The sequence below is a fragment of the Halomonas litopenaei genome, assembly GCF_017303055.1.
Classification (GTDB): domain Bacteria; phylum Pseudomonadota; class Gammaproteobacteria; order Pseudomonadales; family Halomonadaceae; genus Halomonas; species Halomonas litopenaei_A.
Map to the genome: position 1 here is coordinate 363652 of NZ_JAEKJT010000005.1, position 17350 is coordinate 381001.

16 protein-coding genes and 1 pseudogene are annotated in these 17350 nt (G+C 63.1%); 5 read left to right on the forward strand and 12 right to left on the reverse strand.

What is annotated here, in order from left to right; genetic code table 11:
• Nucleotides 1-72: 72 nt before the first annotated feature.
• The 3 genes from JF545_RS11835 to JF545_RS11845 all read right to left on the reverse strand — a co-directional run bounded on the left by JF545_RS11835 (nt 73) and on the right by JF545_RS11845 (nt 2373).
• On the reverse strand, nt 73-897 hold the full coding sequence (locus JF545_RS11835) for an endonuclease/exonuclease/phosphatase family protein (RefSeq protein WP_206942286.1): 825 nt from the start codon (nt 895-897) through the stop codon (nt 73-75).
• Nucleotides 897-1535: a thiol:disulfide interchange protein DsbA/DsbL gene (locus JF545_RS11840; RefSeq protein WP_206942287.1), complete on the reverse strand. Its 639-nt coding sequence runs from the start codon at nt 1533-1535 to the stop codon at nt 897-899. Before JF545_RS11840 ends, JF545_RS11835 begins: the two co-directional genes overlap by 1 nt.
• A gap of 217 nt (nt 1536-1752) precedes the next feature.
• Complete coding sequence (locus JF545_RS11845) at nt 1753-2373, reverse strand: c-type cytochrome (RefSeq protein WP_206942289.1); 621 nt, start codon at nt 2371-2373, stop codon at nt 1753-1755.
• A gap of 242 nt (nt 2374-2615) precedes the next feature.
• Here JF545_RS11845 and yihA point away from each other — a divergent pair, with 242 nt between their 5' ends.
• Complete coding sequence (yihA, locus tag JF545_RS11850) at nt 2616-3221, forward strand: ribosome biogenesis GTP-binding protein YihA/YsxC (protein ID WP_206942291.1); 606 nt, start codon at nt 2616-2618, stop codon at nt 3219-3221.
• 63 nt (nt 3222-3284) lie between these two features.
• On the opposite strand, the gene JF545_RS11855 is transcribed toward yihA, so the two are convergent.
• The 7 genes and pseudogenes from JF545_RS11855 to argH all read right to left on the reverse strand — a co-directional run bounded on the left by JF545_RS11855 (nt 3285) and on the right by argH (nt 9515).
• Nucleotides 3285-4019, reverse strand: coding sequence for an HAD family hydrolase (locus tag JF545_RS11855; RefSeq protein WP_224907811.1), 735 nt, complete (start codon nt 4017-4019; stop codon nt 3285-3287).
• Nucleotides 4013-4972, reverse strand: coding sequence for a tyrosine recombinase XerC (locus JF545_RS11860; RefSeq protein ID WP_206942602.1), 960 nt, complete (start codon nt 4970-4972; stop codon nt 4013-4015). Before JF545_RS11860 ends, JF545_RS11855 begins: the two co-directional genes overlap by 7 nt.
• Nucleotides 4962-5681 carry a DUF484 family protein gene (locus JF545_RS11865; RefSeq protein WP_206942293.1) on the reverse strand — a complete coding sequence of 240 codons (720 nt, stop codon included), beginning with the start codon at nt 5679-5681 and terminating at the stop codon, nt 4962-4964. The genes JF545_RS11860 and JF545_RS11865 overlap by 11 nt, the downstream gene beginning before the upstream one ends.
• Nucleotides 5682-5768: 87 nt before the next feature.
• Nucleotides 5769-6602 (reverse strand): diaminopimelate epimerase, encoded by an 834-nt coding sequence (gene dapF / locus JF545_RS11870; RefSeq protein ID WP_206942295.1) that lies wholly within the window; start codon nt 6600-6602, stop codon nt 5769-5771.
• Nucleotides 6602-7879 (reverse strand): diaminopimelate decarboxylase, encoded by a 1278-nt coding sequence (gene lysA / locus JF545_RS11875; protein ID WP_206942297.1) that lies wholly within the window; start codon nt 7877-7879, stop codon nt 6602-6604. The genes dapF and lysA overlap by 1 nt, the downstream gene beginning before the upstream one ends.
• Nucleotides 7880-7986: 107 nt before the next feature.
• Nucleotides 7987-8103: pseudogene (gene lptM / locus JF545_RS20220) on the reverse strand (LPS translocon maturation chaperone LptM); the annotation flags it as partial.
• Nucleotides 8100-9515, reverse strand: a complete 1416-nt coding sequence (gene argH / locus JF545_RS11885) for an argininosuccinate lyase (protein WP_206942301.1) — start codon at nt 9513-9515, stop codon at nt 8100-8102. The gene argH and the pseudogene lptM, both read right to left, overlap by 4 nt.
• Before the next feature lie 332 nt (nt 9516-9847).
• Here argH and hemC point away from each other — a divergent pair, with 332 nt between their 5' ends.
• Together hemC and JF545_RS11895 are read left to right on the forward strand one after the other, a co-directional pair.
• Complete coding sequence (gene hemC / locus JF545_RS11890; protein WP_242520844.1) at nt 9848-10780, forward strand: hydroxymethylbilane synthase; 933 nt, start codon at nt 9848-9850, stop codon at nt 10778-10780.
• A complete protein-coding gene (locus JF545_RS11895) occupies nt 10780-11544 on the forward strand; it encodes a uroporphyrinogen-III synthase (RefSeq protein WP_206942304.1) in 765 nt (254 codons plus the stop codon). Before hemC ends, JF545_RS11895 begins: the two co-directional genes overlap by 1 nt.
• 45 nt (nt 11545-11589) lie before the next feature.
• Here JF545_RS11895 and JF545_RS19945 read toward each other — a convergent pair whose 3' ends face one another.
• Nucleotides 11590-12153, reverse strand: coding sequence for a hypothetical protein (locus JF545_RS19945; RefSeq protein WP_242520805.1), 564 nt, complete (start codon nt 12151-12153; stop codon nt 11590-11592).
• A 19-nt stretch (nt 12154-12172) separates the two neighbouring features.
• On the opposite strand from JF545_RS19945, the gene JF545_RS19950 reads away from it, so the two are divergent.
• Both JF545_RS19950 and JF545_RS11905 read left to right on the forward strand, forming a co-directional pair.
• On the forward strand, nt 12173-13177 hold the full coding sequence (locus JF545_RS19950; protein ID WP_224851901.1) for a uroporphyrinogen-III C-methyltransferase: 1005 nt from the start codon (nt 12173-12175) through the stop codon (nt 13175-13177).
• Nucleotides 13174-14400 carry a heme biosynthesis HemY N-terminal domain-containing protein gene (locus JF545_RS11905; RefSeq protein ID WP_206942309.1) on the forward strand — a complete coding sequence of 409 codons (1227 nt, stop codon included), beginning with the start codon at nt 13174-13176 and terminating at the stop codon, nt 14398-14400. The genes JF545_RS19950 and JF545_RS11905 overlap by 4 nt, the downstream gene beginning before the upstream one ends.
• A 358-nt stretch (nt 14401-14758) precedes the next feature.
• Here the strand turns inward: JF545_RS11905 and ybiO are convergent, their stop codons facing one another.
• Nucleotides 14759-17131 carry a mechanosensitive channel protein gene (gene ybiO, locus JF545_RS11910; protein ID WP_206942311.1) on the reverse strand — a complete coding sequence of 791 codons (2373 nt, stop codon included), beginning with the start codon at nt 17129-17131 and terminating at the stop codon, nt 14759-14761.
• Between the last annotated feature and the right edge of the window lie 219 nt (nt 17132-17350).

The window sequence follows — 17350 nt, forward strand, 5'->3', positions numbered from 1 at the left end:
GGCAGGCAAGGTAGCACTGTCATGGCATCGAAAGTCGAGCCTTGCCGCGGTATCGGTCGTGTGATGCTCGGTTCAGGCGAGTTGTTGGGAATGGCAGGCGCGAATGGCCTTCAGGCAGGGATCTGGCAGGCGAATATCCACCGCGACGGGCAGATGGTCGGAAAACAGCCGGTCGAGGACCTCGACCTCGTCGGCCTCGAGAGAGGACGACAGCAGAATATGGTCCAGCGCACGACTGGGGCGCCAGGACGGGTAGCTCAGCGGCGGATGCACCGGATGCAGCGGCAACGATGCGCAGAATCGATCATGGGCATGCAAGCGCTCTGGTGTGCAGTTCAGATCGCCCATCACCACCACATGCTTGAGGGGCTGGATCAATTCACTTAAGTAGTCGAGCTGCAGGTTCTGGGTGCGCTGGCCTAGGGCCAGGTGTGCCACAAAGAGGTGTAGCGCCTCGGGGCCCTCACCGAAGCGAGCGTGGATGGCACCGCGGCCGGGAAGCGTTCCCGGTAGTCGATGTTCCTCGATACGGCTAGGTGTCAGGCGCGACAGCAGGCCGTTGCTATGTTGCGCGATACGGCCGAGATTGCGGTTCAGCTGCTGGTAGTGGTGAGGGAAGCCTCCTTGCCGTGCCAGGTAGGTCAGCTGATTCACCTGGCTCGAGCGAAAGCTGCCCCCATCCACCTCCTGCAGTCCCACCATGTCAAAGTGCGACAGCACCTCAGCCATCATGTCCAGGCGACGTTGCCGCTGGGGATGTGGCAACAGGTGCTGCCAGCTGCGTGTCAGATAATGGTGGTAGGCCGAGGTTTGAATGCCCACCTGAAGGTTGAAGGTCACCAGTCTCAGGTGACCTCCTTCGAGGGTAGGGTGATGTTCCTCGGCCAGGGAGCTCATTACTGCGCGGCCTCGCGTTCTTCGCGAACCTGCTCCACCAGCGCTTCGGCGATGCGCGGCATATTGTCGAGGCTGCCAGCGTTGCTGGGCGATACGATGTAGCGGCCATCGACGATCAGTGCCGGAACTCCCATCAGCTGCAGGTTACGCATGGTCGCGCTGGCGCGGTTGATCTGCGATTTGACGCCGAATCCATCCAGGGCCTTGAGGGCATCATCTTCGCTGACGCCGTAGTCGCTGAAGAAGGCCGCAATATCGTCCGGGTCGGTCAGCTGCTCGCCTTCCTGGTGGATGGCGTCAAAGAAATCCTCGTGGACCTCGTCGAGAATCTCCAGCTGTTGGGCAGCATAGAAGGCGCGAGCGTGCTTGACCCAGGTTTCCCCCAGGGTGGCCGGCATGCGTTCGAATTCCACGTCCTCTGGCAGGTCTGCCACCCAGGCGTTCAGCGGATCTTCCAGCGCGTAGCAGTGAGGGCAGCCATACCAGAACACCTCGGTCACGTTGATCTTGCTGTCATCGCTGCCCAGCTGAACGGTGTTGGGTGCAACGGTGTAGTCCTTGCCTTCAGTGACCGGGGCAGCAGCAGCCATGGTGGACAGGCCCAGGCCTACCAGGCCCATCATCAGTGACTTCAGCATGTCAGTATGTCTCCTTGAAATAGACGGTGTACTTCCGCGACCGGCGAGCAGCAGTTCTGCTCCCCTGAGGCTGAAGCCACAAAGCGAACGCTGTTTTGAGTCTACAACGTTAGAAGGGTTCCCGAATATCCCGAATGACCATGGGGTTGCCGCTGAGTGTCGCCAAACGCAAGCGGGGCGGCTCAAGAGCCGCCCCGCTGATCCGCCAGAAAGATGGTCAGTGCAGTCCTTGCACGTAGTTGGCCACAGCTTCCATGTCGGCGTCGCTCATCTTGGCGGCGATATCCGACATCATGCCGCCAGGACTGTTGGCACGATCACCGGAGGCGAAGGCCTTCAACGTAGTGACCACATACCCCGCGTGCTGTCCGGACAGTGCCGGATAGACCGCGGAGCCTATACCACTGCCGGTGGGGCTATGGCAGGCACTGCAGGCGGGTATGCCCTTGGCGAGATCGCCCGCGCGATAGAGGGCTTCGCCGCGTTCCAGCAAGGCCTCGTCGTCCTTGGCCTGGCCCACCACCGGCTCCTGGCCGGCGAAGAAGGCGGCCACGTCCCAGGCGTCCTGGTCGCTGAAGTTGTCCACCTGACCAGCCATTTGGGGTACCAGACGATGGCCATCTCGAATATCGAGGATCTGCTTGGCCAGATAGGAGGCCTGCTGTCCTGCCAGATTGGGGAAGGTTGGCGCGATGCTGGCGCCGGTCTGGCCGTGACACGCGGCACAGGCGGTTGCCTTGTCGCGTCCAGCGGCGGCGTCTGCGTCACTCTGAAGATCGGCATGGGCGGCGCCAACGACGCCGATGGAGATTGCCAGGCTTGCCAGTAACTGTCTCATCGCTAGTTCACTTATGCCGTTATGATGTTTTCACGGTCCTGCGGGGCGTGGCCTTGAGGCATGCCCGAGTTGCAGGAGGAAGCGCCCGCGCTGAGGCCGGTCGCTGGCAACAGCAGCACAATGGTAAGATGGGTCTCCGGGTCGCAGCCGCCTCAAAGCTTACTATAACCAAACACCCTGAGGGCGGGAATGCCAGGGCCCTCGCCCCTACTTTTGACCACCGTCAGGATTTCTTCCATCTCATGGCTTTCAATTACTCCTTGGCCCGATTTCTTACCAGCGCCCCTACCCTTGCCCGCTGCCCTGAAGACAGCGGTGTGGAAGTGGCCTTTGCGGGTCGTTCCAATGCGGGAAAATCTAGCGCTATCAATGCGATAACCCAGCAGAAGGCGCTCGCCAGGACGTCCAAGACGCCGGGACGCACACAGCTGATCAATGTCTTTTCGCTGGGCGACAACGTGGACCGGCGTCTGGTGGATCTGCCGGGATACGGCTACGCCAAGGTGCCTGAAAAGGTAAAGTTGGAGTGGCAGCGTCACCTGGCGGAGTACCTGCAGAAGCGCCAATCACTGCGCGGCCTTGTGCTGGTGATGGATGTGCGGCATCCGCTGACCGAATTTGACCTTGCGCTGCTGGATGTGGCGGACGAGCGAGATCTCCCGGTCCATATCCTGCTGACCAAGGCAGACAAGTTGAAGCAGGGCGCGGCCAAGAATGCGTTGCAGCAGGTGCGGTCTCGTCTGCGCGAGTGGGAAGACCTGGTCAGCGTCCAGTTATTCTCGGCACTCAAGCGTCAGGGGGTTGAAGACGCCCATCGACGTCTGGATGGGTGGCTCGACCAGGACTGAGCCTGCCAGGGTTGTGGCTCAGCACCTATGGTGCGAGAGCTCTCGGTGTGAGAACACGCCCCTTCAGGACAGCAGGGCCTCTAGCTCGGTGACACAGGTCAGGTGAAAGACGCCGGCAGGCAGGTCCGTCACCTGCGTCTGTGTCGGCGCGATCCAGGCGGCCTGCATGCCTAGCCGTCTGGCAGGCAGGATGTCCTCCTCCCATGAATCTCCCACGTGCAGTGCTCGTTCAGGGCGCACGTTCAACCTCGCCAGCATGGCCAGGAAAGGGCGTGGGTCGGGCTTTGGGGCCAGCATTTCACCAGCGGCGATGCGTTCATGGAAATGCCGTGCAATGGCCAGGCGCTCAAAGGCCACATTGCCATTGGTGATGCTGCCGAGCCGGTAGCGTGAGGCGAGACGCTCCAGCATGGCGTCGGCCCCGGGGAAGGGCGTGACGTCGATGCGCAGCTGATGGAACTGCTGCATAGCCCGTGCCGCCCACTCGCGGGCGCTGTCCTGATCCAGGCCGTTTTCGACCAGCAGCTGAACCAGGCTGTGCTCGCGCAGCCAACTGAAGTCGCCGCGTCGGGACCAGTGCTGCCGAGCCATGGCCTGGCGTGCCGCGAGATAGCGCTCAAGATCGATGGGGCCGGTGGCAGGCTCGCCTCGGCGGGCCTGCCACGCAGCAAGCTGGGTATTCAGCCAGTCGACGTGGCCGTGCTCGGTGCGCTGCATGACGCCGGCGTTGTCCCACAGCGTATCGTCTAGATCAAAGGTGATGGCTTCCAGCCGAGACAGGTTTGCGGGCGCTAGCACGGTGTCTCTCCAACAAGGTCAGGGTCATCAGGGTCTGGTGCGGTGCTGGCCGGCCTGCGCCGAGCCCTGGGGTGGGCGCGATCGTAGCTCTCCGACAGGTGCTGCCAGTCCAGGCGGGTATAGACCTGGGTGGTCGACAGGTTGGCGTGGCCGAGCAGTTCCTGGACCGCACGCAGGTCCTGGCTGGACTCGAGAAGATGGCTGGCAAAGGAGTGACGCAGTCGATGAGGGTGGAGGTGCTCGGGGAGGCCGCGACGGCGCGCTTGAGTGACCAGGCGCGCCTGAATGGCGCGATGACCCAGGCGTTTCCCGTGCTGTCCGACGAACATGGCCAGCTCGCCATCAGCAGCCAGCGATTCTCGCAATGTCAGCCATTGCTCGATGGCGGCTCTGGCACGGGAGCCCACGGGTACCTGGCGCGGCTTGTTGCCCTTGCCGACGACCCTGACGCTGGCGCCATGCACATCCCCCAGATCCAGCGCCGATAGCTCCGCCAAGCGCAATCCACTGGAGTAAAGCAGCTCCAGCATGGCCTGATCGCGCACCGACAGCACCGAGCCGTCATGGGGGGTGTCGAGAAAGCGGGCAAGAAGGTCCACATCGACGGGGCGAGGAAGGTCGTTGGGCGCCTTGGGGCCCTGACTCAGGCCCACCGGGTTGTACGCCAGCTGTCCGTTGTCCACCAGATGACCACAGAACCGGGACAGTGCGGCACGGCGGCGCTTGAGGCTGCGTGCAGCCAGCCCTCGGCTGCGCTCGGAGGCCAGGAATCGCCGCAGTTCCTTGGCCGTGATGAGGTCATCCTCTGGCGCTGACAGGCTCTGCTGTTCCCGCCAATCCAGATAGGCAGCCAGGTCTCGTCGGTAGGCGTCGACCGTGGCGCCGCTGGCCGTGCGGGCAAGCTCGCTCAAGAAGTCCGCCACCGCACGATCAAGCGGAGGCTCAGCCGCCATCATGCTCGCTCAGTCGGACGCTCAACCGTACCAGCACATCGGCCAGATACTCGGTGAACAGAGTGTCCATGCTGGCGCGGAAGTGGTCCGGGTCGGCGCTGGCCAACACCACGAAGCCCTGGGGTTCGCCGAGGGTCATGCGGGCGATCGCGCAGGAACCGGACTTGGTCGGCGCCTTGGCATGGGGCACCAGTCGCTTCCAGTCGGTGGGCGTCAGGCGTGTGCAACGGCTGGCGCGGCCATCGAGCAAAGCGGTCAAGCGCTGACCCGTGTGCTCGTCGAGGACGTGGCGCGGCGCCTGAGGTGGGCGCGGGTCGCGATCGGTCAAGCTGGCGGGGCACCAGACTGCTACTGCCGGAGTCTGGAAACGCTCGCTCAGCTGGGTCGCCAGCGCCTGCCCCAGGGCATCGTTGTCCTGGGCCTCGAGCAGCGCCAGCACCAGTTCTCGGGTTCGACGGTACTGGGCTTCATTGTGTCGAGCCGAGTCGAGCAATTGTTCCAGGCGCAGTTCAGCACCCTCTGCGCGTTTGCGCAGATCGTAGACCAGACGCTCGAGCAGAGAGGTCGCACCCTGAGTTTCCGGATGAGGCACCTTCAGGCTTTGCAGCAAGCCTTCACGGCCAACGAAAAAGTCCGGATGGCGCGCCAGCCATTCGGCGACCCGGTCCGGATCCAGCGTCTTGCGAGGCTCTGGGGCGGCTTGGGGCATGCGCGTCTCCCTGTGTAACGGTCGGTGTCAAAGTGTCAGCCATGCTGGCAGCTTAGCGTAGTCGGGGAGCGTCCAATACGTAAGAGATCAACGTAGCGGGATGCGACCATCAAACACTCGCTCGGCAGGCCCGGTCATGATCAGCGGCTGGTCTTCTCCGGCCCAGCGTATGCTCAGGTTGCCGCCAGGCAACGCCACCGATACCGGGCTATCCAGCAGACCCTGGCGAATACCGCAGGCGACTGCGGCGCAGGCGCCGGTGCCGCAGGCCAGCGTCTCGCCACTGCCGCGTTCGAACACCCGCAGACGGATGCTCTGGCGCGACAGAATCTGCATGAAGCCGACATTCACCCGGCGCGGAAAGCGCGGATGATGCTCAATCAGCGGGCCCAGGCGCTCCACCGGGGCGCTGGCCACATCATCGACGCGGATGACGGCATGAGGGTTGCCCATGGAGGCGACGGCGATGTTCAGGGTCTCTCCGTCCACCTCCAGCGTATGCAGCAACTGGTCAGCGTCGGCGTCAAAGGGCAGCGCGGCAGGAGCAAAGCGCGGTGCGCCCATGTCCACGCTGACCTGTTCATCGTCGTGCACGTCAAGGACCAGTGGCCCTCCGGCGGTCTCGACATGGATCTGGCGTTTATGGGTCAGGCGCTTGTCGCGCACAAAGCGGGCGAAACAGCGCGCTCCGTTGCCACAGTTTTCCACTTCGCTACCGTCGGCGTTGTAGATCCGATAGCGAAAGTCCATGTCGGGATCTCGCGGCGGTTCCACCACCAGCAGTTGATCAAAGCCAATGCCGAAGCGGCGATCGGCGAGGCGGCGAATGTCTTCCGTCTCGATACGCGCGCGCTGGGTGACCAGGTCGATGACCATGAAGTCATTGCCCAGGCCATGCATCTTGGTGAAGTGCAGCAGCATCAGCGCGACTCTCCGGCGGCGTCGGGCAGTGATTCACCTGCCCACAGGTCTTCAATGCGTTCTCGCTGCCGCACGACCTGCCAGCTGTCTCCATCCACCAGCACTTCCGCGGGGCGCGGCCGGCTGTTGTAGTTGGAGGCCATGACGAAGCCGTAGGCACCGGCCGAACGCACCGCCAGCAGGTCTCCCGGCGCCACGGCGAGACGACGTTCCTTGCCCAGGAAGTCGCCGGTTTCACATACCGGGCCGACCACATCATAGATATCGCTGTCGCGCTGCTGGCGCGTATCGACCTCAATGATGGCCTGCCATGCCTGATACAGCGACGGTCGAATGAGGTCGTTCATTGCCGCATCGACAATGGCGAAGTTCTTGGTTTCACCTGGCTTGAGATAGGTCAGGCGGGTCAGCATCACGCCGGCATTGGCGGCGATCGAGCGACCAGGCTCGAACAGCAGCGTCAGGCGTTCACCACCTTCCCAGCGAGACAGGCGCTCCAGCAACTTCGAGGCATAGTCGAAGGGCGCCGGGGGCGTCTCGTCACGGTAGGGCACGCCAAGGCCACCGCCCAGGTCCAGGTGGGACACCTCGATGCCTTCTTCGCGCAGACGGTCGAGCAGCACCAGCAGGCGTTCCAGGGCGTCCAGGAAGGGGGCGATCTCGGTCAACTGTGAACCGATATGGCAGTCGAGGCCTTCGATGCGCAGGTTAGGCAGCGTCGCCGCCAGACGATAGACCTCAAGGGCGTCGTCGACGGCGATGCCGAACTTGTTGTCCTTGAGGCCGGTAGAAATGTAGGGATGGGTTCCGGCGTCCACGTCCGGGTTCACCCGCAGCGAGACCGGGGCGACCTTGCCGAGACGACCGGCCACCTGGTTGAGGACCTCGAGTTCCGGACGGGACTCGACATTGAAGCACTTGATGCCGACCTCAAGGGCGCGAGCCATTTCGCCAGGTTGCTTGGCAACCCCGGAAAACACGATCTTGGCGGGGTTCCCGCCCGCCGCCAGGACGCGCTCTAGCTCGCCCTCGGAGACGATGTCGAAACCGGCTCCCTGGCGTGCCAGAACGTTGAGTACGGCCAGGTTGCTGTTGGCCTTCACGGCATAGCAGATCAGGTGTGGATGATCACCAAGGGCTTCCTGATAGGCCTTGAAGTGGCGCTCCAGGGTGGCCCGTGAATAGACGTAGCAGGGGGTGCCCACCTGGTCAGCGATGCGCGCAAGGGGGACCGCTTCCGCGTGGAGCTCGCCCTCGCGATAGTTGAAGTGATCCATGCTCAGCCGTCGCTCCCTTCAGTGTTGCCGTCTTGATCCTGACCTTGGCCCTGGGCGTTGCCATCTTCACCCTGGTCGTCCTGGTCCACGCTGTCGCGAGGGCCGTAGCGCTCTGCGGCCTCCTCGTCGCCTGGCAGGTACAGCGGGCCCTTTTGTCCGCAGCCGGCCAAGCTGGTCATCGCCAGCAGCAGTATCAGCAGCAGTGCAGAGGTAGCGCGGCTCATTGGCGGGCTCCTTGGTCAGTGGCGATGGCCTTCAGCGCATCGCGAGCCCGCTGGGCAGCGGCGCGGACCTGGTCGGGGGCGGTGCCTCCGATATGGTTGCGGGCTGCTACCGAGCCTTCCAGCGTCAGCACATCAAAGACATCGTCGCCGATGGTATCGGAGAACTGGCGCAGTTCGTCGAGGCTCATGTCCGACAGGTCCTTGCCGCTCTCGATGCCATAGGCGACCGATTGACCCACGATTTCGTGGGCGTCGCGGAAGGCGACGCCCTTGCGTACCAAGTAGTCGGCCAGGTCGGTGGCGGTCGAGAAGCCCTTGCGTGCAGCCTCGCGCATGGAATCGCCCTTGGACTCGATGGCCGGCACCATGTCGGCAAAGGCGCGCAAGCAGCCCTTGACGGTGTCCAGGGTGTCGAGCAGCGGCTCCTTGTCTTCCTGATTGTCCTTGTTGTAGGCCAGCGGCTGAGACTTCATCAGCGTCAGCAGGCCCATCAGATGACCATAGACACGGCCGGTCTTGCCGCGCACCAGCTCAGGCACGTCGGGGTTCTTTTTCTGCGGCATGATCGACGAGCCGGTGCAGAAACGGTCCGGCAGGTCGATGAAGTCGAACTGGGCGCTGGTCCACAGCACCAGCTCTTCACTCATGCGCGACAGGTGCATCAGCAGCAAGCTGGCGAAGGCGGTGAATTCAATGGCGAAGTCACGATCGCTGACGGCGTCCAGGCTGTTCTCGGCGGGGCGCTCGAAGCCCAGCAGCTGAGCGGTCAGGTGGCGATCGATGGGGTAGGTGGTACCCGCCAGCGCGGCGGCGCCCAGGGGCAGTATATTGACCCGCTTGCGGCAATCCAGCAGGCGCTCATGATCCCTCGCCAGCATTTCCTGCCAGGCCAGCAGGTGATGACCAAAGGTGACCGGCTGGGCCGTCTGCAGGTGCGTGAAGCCCGGCATGATGGTATCTGCTTCGCCGTCGGCCAGCTCGATCAGCCCGGCACGCAGCCGTGCCAGTTCGCTGGCGACCAGATCGATTTCTTCGCGCAGGTAGAGGCGAATATCTGTCGCCACCTGGTCGTTACGCGAACGGCCGGTATGCAGCTTCTTGCCGGTGATGCCGATCTTCTGCGTCAGGCGCGCCTCGATATTCATGTGCACGTCTTCCAGTGCCACCGACCACTCGAAACTGCCTTCGGCAATCTCGGTCTCGATCTCCTTGAGGCCGGTCACGATGGCGTCACGCTCTTGTTCGCTCAGCACCCCTACCTGGGCCAGCATGGTGGCATGAGCGATGGAGCCCTGAATGTCGTGGCGTGCCAGGCGCTGATCGAAGTCGACCGAGGCGGTGAAACGGGCGACAAAGGCATCGGTGGGTTCACTGAAGCGTCCGCCCCAGGACTGATTGGTGGTCTGGCTCATTGAAGGACTTCCTGAATGACGATGCGATGGCGACGGGCGCGACGTCGGGCCTGCAGGCGAGGACAGTGTCGGGAGCCGCTGTCGAGGTATGGGCCAGAGTGTACCAGAGTCGGCCAACGAGGCGAGGGCGGTATCGGGCCCGACAACAAAAGTCTCGGACCCAGGGGGCTGAGACCGGGGCGAAGGCGAAGATGGCGGCAAAAAGGACGGCCAGGCTGGCTCAGGTCGATTTTACTGACGGGGGCCGTGCTTTATGATGACGCCATTCACTTAATATGGCGGACGCGGCGATGTGGTCGCGAGCCCGACCAGGGAGTAGCAACGTGCAACAGATGTCCAGGCTGCGTATCGCGACGCGTAAGAGCCAACTGGCCATGTGGCAGGCCGAACATGTCCGCGATCGCCTGATGGCGATTCATCCTGACCTTGAAGTCGAGCTGGTACCCATGTCGACGCGTGGGGACAAGATCCTCGATACCCCGCTGGCCAAGGTCGGCGGCAAGGGACTGTTCGTCAAGGAGCTGGAAGAGGCGATGCTCGACGGACGAGCGGACATTGCCGTGCACTCCATGAAGGATGTCCCGATGCAGTTCCCCGAAAGCCTGGGTCTGTCGGTGATTCTCGAAGGGGCCGAGCCCACCGACGCGTTTGTGTCCAACGACTACGGTTGCCTCGAGGACCTTCCCGAGGGGGCTCGACTGGGCACATCCAGCCTGAGGCGCGGGCTGCAGATGCGCGAAGCGCGCCCCGATCTGGAGGTGATCAGCCTGCGTGGCAATGTGCAGACCCGCCTGGCCAAGCTTGACGGCGGTGAGTTTGACGCCATTCTGCTGGCGACATCCGGACTAAAGCGCCTGGGCCTTGAAGACCGTATCGCCCAGGAGCTGCCCCCCGAGGTGTGTTTGCCTGCCTGTGGGCAAGGCGCCCTGGGGATCGAGTGCCGTATGCATGATACCGAGCTGGTGTCATTGCTGGCGCCGCTTGATGATATCGAGACGGCGACGCGAGTGCGTGCCGAGCGTGCTATGAATACGCGGCTTGAAGGGGGCTGTCAGGTCCCCATCGGCGGCCACGCTATCTACGAAGATGATGGCCGGACGCTGTGGCTGCGTGCCTTGGTGGGTACCCCGGACGGCACGCGAGTGCTGCGGGCCGAGGGTCGCGGCTCGGTAGACGAACCGGAGGCGTTGGGTATTCGTGTGGCCGAGCAGCTGCTCGAACAGGGAGCCAGCGATATTCTGGCTGAGGTGTACGGGCCGCGCTGATGTCTGCACCGGTGTTGCTGACTCGACCGGGCGCTCGCGGCCAGGTGTTGGCAGAAGCCGTCGGTGCGTTCGGGCTGTCAACGCTTCGGCTCGAGGTGATGCGGCAGGAAACTGTGCCAGAGACGGCGGATGCAAGGTCGGCCTGGCTCGACATCGATCACTTTCATAAGGTGATAGTTATCAGCCCCGCCGCCGCCGAGCAGTTGGTCGAGGCGCTCGACCGATATTGGCCGCAGCTGCCGCAAGGGCTCGAGCTGTATGCCGTGGGGCAGGCGACGGGCGCGCTGCTGTATCAGGCCTTGGGTGTGAGGGTACGTCTGCCTACTGCGGCCGCCGGGGAAGAAACCAGTGAGGCCTTGCTGGCACTTCCGTCGCTCAAGCGGCTTGATCAGCAGCGAGTGTTGCTGGTGGCAGGTGAAGGAGGGCGGTCGTTGCTGGGTGAGACGCTTGCTCAGCGAGGGGCGCGGTTGACGCGGGTAGAAGTGTATCGGCGCCGTCTGTTGCCGCTGGCAGAGGATGCCGCGCAGCGGCTGGCTGCAGGGGACTACGGGGCGTTGGTGGTCAGTAGCGGAGAAATCCTGGAACATCTGGCAAGATGGTGTTCAGAGGCCGCCTTTCAACGACCGCTGGTCGTTTCCAGCCAGCGGTTGGCTACACTGGCGAAAACGCTGGGGTTTCGCGTCCCGGTCGTGGCGTCTGGCGCGTCTCCTGCGGCGCTGGCAGCTGCGGTAGCAAGGACCTGCGACCCAGAGGATGGCGAATGAAGATCTCGAAAAGGGCTAGCGACAGATGAGCAACCAACAGCACGATCAGGACGAGCAGCAGACGGCGTCCGCCTCCGGCAAGCAAGGAGCACAGGCCGCGACCTCAGGCACGGAGCCCGCCAAGGGTGGTGCCGGCAGGGGAGGCGCCCAGCGGCGCTCGAGGCGTCGCGACAAGAACAACAGCAGCTCGACCGGGTCCGCTTCGCCGTCTTCCACCGCCGCGTCGGCCAGCAGCAAGAGTGGCTCTTCTGACAATGCGGCCGCGTCGAGCGCTGGCGACAAGGCGACCTCAGCGTCGAAAGAGGCGGCCTCCAGTGCTACCACGTCGGCAGCCAAGCCAGCCGCTGATGCCAAGCCGCAAAGCGCGGACGCGTCTGCCCCCACCCAGTCGAGCGACTCCCGCTCCAAGACGTCTGCTTCTAGCTCTAGTGCATCGAGTTCAAGCGCATCGGACTCAGCCAAGACGAAGGCTGCCGCGGCGGGTGCGACTTCCTCTGCGTCCACTGGCTCGTCCGGCGGCCGCGTCAAGGGTGGCTCCGCCGGTAGCGGTGGAGGCGCGGCATCGACCAGCGCCACATCGACTTCTTCGGGCGGTTCCGGTGGAGGCAAGGCCGGTGTCATTGCGCTGGTGTTGGTGCTGCTGTTGATCGCTGGCGTGGCCTTCGTCGGTTTCAAAGGGTGGCAGCTTCAGCAGGCCATGTCGGCCCGGATCGATCAGCTCAAGCAGAACACGCCGAGCCTGAGCGATGTCCAGGAGCTGTCATCACAGCTGGAAAGCGGGCTCAACGAGCGCCGCGAGACCATGGGGCAGGCGGTCGACGGGATCAAGAGTGATTTCGCGGACTACAAGTCCGACGTCAATCAGACGCTGGACCGTGTGCTGGCGGAACTCTCCAAGGAACAGAATGCCGATGAGCGCGACTGGCTTCATGCCGAGGCTGCCTATCTGTTGAGGCTGGCCAATCAGCGCCTGCAGCTGGAGCGCGACGTGGAAGGTGCCGCTGCCCTGCTGCGGACCGCAGACGCGCGCCTGGAAGAGGCTGATAACCCGGCGCTGGTGCCGGTGCGTCGTGCCATTGCCGAAGAGCTTGCCGCGCTGCAGTCGGTGCCCAAGGTGGACCGCACAGGGCTCTACCTGGCCCTGAACGCCCAGCAGGAGCAGATCGCCGGATTGCCGCTGGCCCAGGACATCGAGGAATTCACGGCGGATACCACCATCGAGGAGGCGCCGGCAGGGGCCTGGCAGGAGCAGCTCGCTCGGGTCGGGGAAGAACTCAAGGAGCTGGTGACGGTCCGTCATCATGACCAGGCTCTCGAGGCGCTGATCACCCCTGAGCAGGAATCCTACCTGCGTCAAAGCCTGCGGCTGGTCCTGGAGCAGTCGCAGCTGGCGCTGCTGAAGGAAGAAACCGGGCTGTACGAAGCGAGCCTCGACAAGGCCATCACCTTGCTTCAAGGCTACTACGATGGCGACAACGAGGCGGTGCAGGCGGTGATTGCACGCCTGGGTGAGCTGAAGAGCCAGGCCATTCGCCCTGAGCTTCCCGACATCAGTGCCTCCCAGCAAGCGCTGGCTAGGTTTATCGAGCAGCGCTTCGAGGCGGGTGCATCCGGCCAGGGAGGTAACGCATGAGAAAGCTGATCCTGCTCATCGTCGTTGGCCTTGCGGTCGGGGCGCTGTTCGGCCAGCTGATGATGTCCGTTCCTGGCTATTGGTTGGTCAGGGTGGGGGACACCTCCTTCCAGACCTCCTTCTGGTTCGGTCTGGTCATCCTGTTGGCGCTGTTCATCATTGTGCACTTTGCCTTGCGCGTTCTGGTACGGATGAGTCGCCCGGTCAGCCGTTTCAAGGTGTGGAATTCTCGGGCCCGTAATCGCACCGCCATGAAGCGTACTGTGCGCGGGCTGGTCGCGCTGGCGGAAGGTCGCTGGAAGCGAGCCGAGAAGGCTCTGGTCAAGGCGGCGGACGACTCCAGCACGCCGTTGGTCAACTACTTGTCCGCGGCGCTGGCAGCTCACTACCAGGGACGCTACGACCAGGCCGATACGCTGCTCAAGCGTGCACATATTTCGACCGATGGGGCCGATCCTGCGGTAGGTATGATGCAGGCTCAGCTGATGCTGGACCGTCAGCAGTACGAAGAGGCGCTGGCTATTCTGACGCGTCTCGACCGGCACCTGCCGCGTCACCCGCAGGTACTCAAGCAGCTGAAAGCCGCGTACATCAGCGTCAGCGACTGGGATGGCCTGCGTCGCCTGCTGCCGCGCCTGGCTGACCAGCAGCTGATCTCCCGGGAAGAGCGTGAGGCTCTGGAGCTGCAGGCCTATCGTGAGCTGATTCTGCAGGAAACGCGCAACCCCGAAGATATCGAGCGAGTGCGCAACCTGTGGTCCGATATGCCGGAGTACCTGCGCAGCAACGTCGACTTGCTGGTGCTGTACACCGAGACGCTGGTGCGTTGCAACGAGCAGGTGATTGCCGAGAAACTGCTGCGCCATTCGCTCAAATCCAACTGGGACAGCCGTCTGGTGCTGCGCTACGGCTTGCTGGGTGTGGATGCCTCGCGCCAACTGGTCACCGCCGAGAAATGGCTGCAGGAACGCCCCAATGATCCGGACCTGCTGTTGACCCTTGGTCGACTGGCCCTGCGCAATGCGTACTGGGGCAAGGCCCAGGAGTACTTCGAGGCGAGCCAGCGTCAGCGGCCGAGCGGCGTGGTCTGTGCAGAACTCGCACGGCTCTATGCCAACCTGGGTGAACACAACAAGAGCCAGCTCTACTATCGTCAGAGCGTCGAGCTTCTCGACAAGTCGTTGCCGTCACTACCGCAACCTAGCGACGCCCAGCAGGCCTGATCCCAGGACTGCGACCGACGCCGCAGAACGACCGCCCGGGGCGGGGCCAATGGGCCCCGCTCCTGGCGTTTGTGGGCCCCTAGCGGTCGCGCTGAACATGGCCGAGCGTCACACAAGGCGCCCGAGTTCGTGGCAGGAGGCCTGCCATCTTCAGGTGCCGGATGAGCGCTGCCAGAAGCGGCATGGGAGTGGTTCCAGCGATAGGCGAGCAGCCAGGTGCTGCCAGGAACCGTATGGGGCAGGCGAGCCGCCTGGCGCCGGGTGGGAGATGCCGGGAGGTGTGTGTGGGGTAGGCGTTACCAGCAGCGAATAAAAGAGGGCGGCCCATGGGCCGCCCTCGCTGTTACTGAAGATCAGGTCAATTGCCTTCCGGGTCATAGTCACCGCGGAACTTGGCATTGGTTTCAGCGTACTCGCGGGTCTCGTGCTCGCGAGGGGCGTCGACGCTGCCTTCTTCTCCAGGTAGTGGCGCGGTATCTTTCTCCTTGCCGGTGGATACCACGTCCTTTTCGACCAGACGCAGGTTGGCGGCAGGTGCCTTGCCTTGCTTGTCTTCGCCGAAATAGACGGTGGTATGAGGGAAGGGAATCTCGATACCCGCCTCGTCCAGGTGCATCTTGACCAGGCGATTGTAGGCGCGCCCGATGGCCCACTGGTTGCCTGGTGTGGTCTTGATGCGGACACGAATGTTGACCGAGCTATCGGCCAGGGCGATGACACCTGCCACCTCGAGAGGCTCGAGAATTTCCGTTTTCCACTGGTCGTCCGACGACAGCTCGTCGAAGGCATTGCGCAGGGCAACGATCGCTTCATCCACGTTTTCGCGGTATGCCACACCGTATTCGCCGACATGGTAGGCAAAGCCACGCATGTAGTTGGACACCACATCCACACTGGAGAAGGGAACCAGGTGATAGGTGCCGTGCAGGTCACGAATACCCACCGAACGGATGCTGAGCTTTTCTGCGGTACCGGTAATACCGCCCAGGGTCACCACGTCACCCGTATTCATGGCGTTCTCTACCTGGATGAAGATACCGGTAATGATGTCCTGGACCAGTTTCTGCGCACCGAAACCGATAGCCAGACCCAGCACACCGGCACCGGCGATCAATGGCCCGATATTGATGCCGATCTCCGACAGCACGATCATTGCCGTCATGGTGACGATGGCAATCGCCAGGGCATTGCGGAACAGCGACAGCAAGGTCTGGGCCCGGGCAGAAGGCACGCCACGGCCAGTGGAGGGGTTGAGCTTGTGCTCGATGAAGCTGGCCAGAGCGATCCAGGTGCCGGCAGCCACCACCAGGATAATGACCACATTGATGACCTGGCTGACCAGCAGGCGCCCGGCTTCTGACGCGTACCAGGTGGCCATGTCGAACACGCCCCAGGCATTGAGCAGCGCCATGGCGGCAACGATCAGGATCAATACGTTGACGATGCGCAGCAGGGTGGGCACGTAAGAGTTAAGCCGGGTTTCCAGCAGCGGCAGCTTCTTGTTGAGCTCGCTGGACAGGGTAATGCGGCGTCCTACTGCCTGTACCAGCAGCCGCGAGATCAGCATGGCCGCCAGCACGATGCCGAGGGTCTTCAGCGTGGCCATCAAGACAAATGGCAGAGCGTCCTCGGGACGTGTCAGGGTCAGTACCAGCACCACCGAGAAGTAGATGATGGCCCACAGGTGCCAGGTACGACCCAGCATACGCAGTGCCACGCCGGAGGCGGCCAGGCTGGAACGCACCGCAGAATCGAACAGCGCATCCCGCAGCTTGGTGCGGTTGATCAATACCACGGTGATGGCATACAGGTAGGCACCGATCATGATCAGGGCGCCAATGCCCTCGCCGACACTGTAGGAAAGATAGGTGTTGATCAGCGGCACCACGACCATCAGGCCGTAGCCGGTCAGCCCGATCAGGCGCGCGATCCAGCGGTTCCAGTAGGACGCATTGTCGGCGGAAATCGGCAGCAGGCGTAGCCCCTCGTAGCGGGAGGCGAACAACATGCGGACAGCCGCCTTCAGCAGCTCAATGACCAGGAAGGCGTTCAGGAACAGCGATGCCCTTGTCGACAGGCTTCCGGTTTCACCAATCGCGAAGGTGGCGGCCAGGTTGCCGCCCACGTAGGCAAGCCCGACCACAGCGGCGTCGACGATCACGGCCAGGACCACACACAGCACCAGCCGAATGGTGGGATTCAGCGTCTGACCATTCTGTGAATACTGGCTCAGGCGGGTGAACAGCGGCCTGACCAGTCGTCGGATGACCACGAACATGACGAAGGTGGCCAGAATCACCAGTCCGAGATTGATGGCCGCTTCTGTGAAGAGCTCGTAGTTGAGCTCACCTTCCGAGAAGGCGCCATTCACCATGGCTCCGAAGATATTGACCAGGTTCTCGAACTGAAAGCCAAATTCGGTGACGACGCGGCTGGTCATATCGGCCAGCTGTTTTGGCAAGGTCGCGTCGGCCGCGGTATCGATGGCCGCGCCGCCGGCAGCTTGAGCCTGTTCCGGGGCGTTCTCCGCCATCTGGCGCAGCTGTTGGATCAGTTGGCTACGAGACTGCTCGTTTTCCAGCAGGTCAGCCAGGGTCGAATAGGCTGGGCCGTCGCCAGAAGCGTTTGCGGTGCCATCTCCATCCGCTTGCTGAGCAAAGGCTGGGCCAGCGAACAATATCAGGGCGAGCAGCAGCACGCGTGAGAGTCGAGAGCAGAGTCGTGAGGGCATCACGCAAACCTTCTCCTGTAATTGATGGAGCCTGAGGACAGGCGAGGGCATGATCGAGCGATTCTGGCGCAGGCTAACATGTTCGATCAGCGCTTGTACGTCATCAATGATGTACAAAACTTGTACGTATTGCCAATTCTGTGCCATATTGACGGTGAACGCATCCCATGCGCTTCATCCCTGCTAGGCAAGCACAAGTTCGCCGCCCTCCCGGGCGGC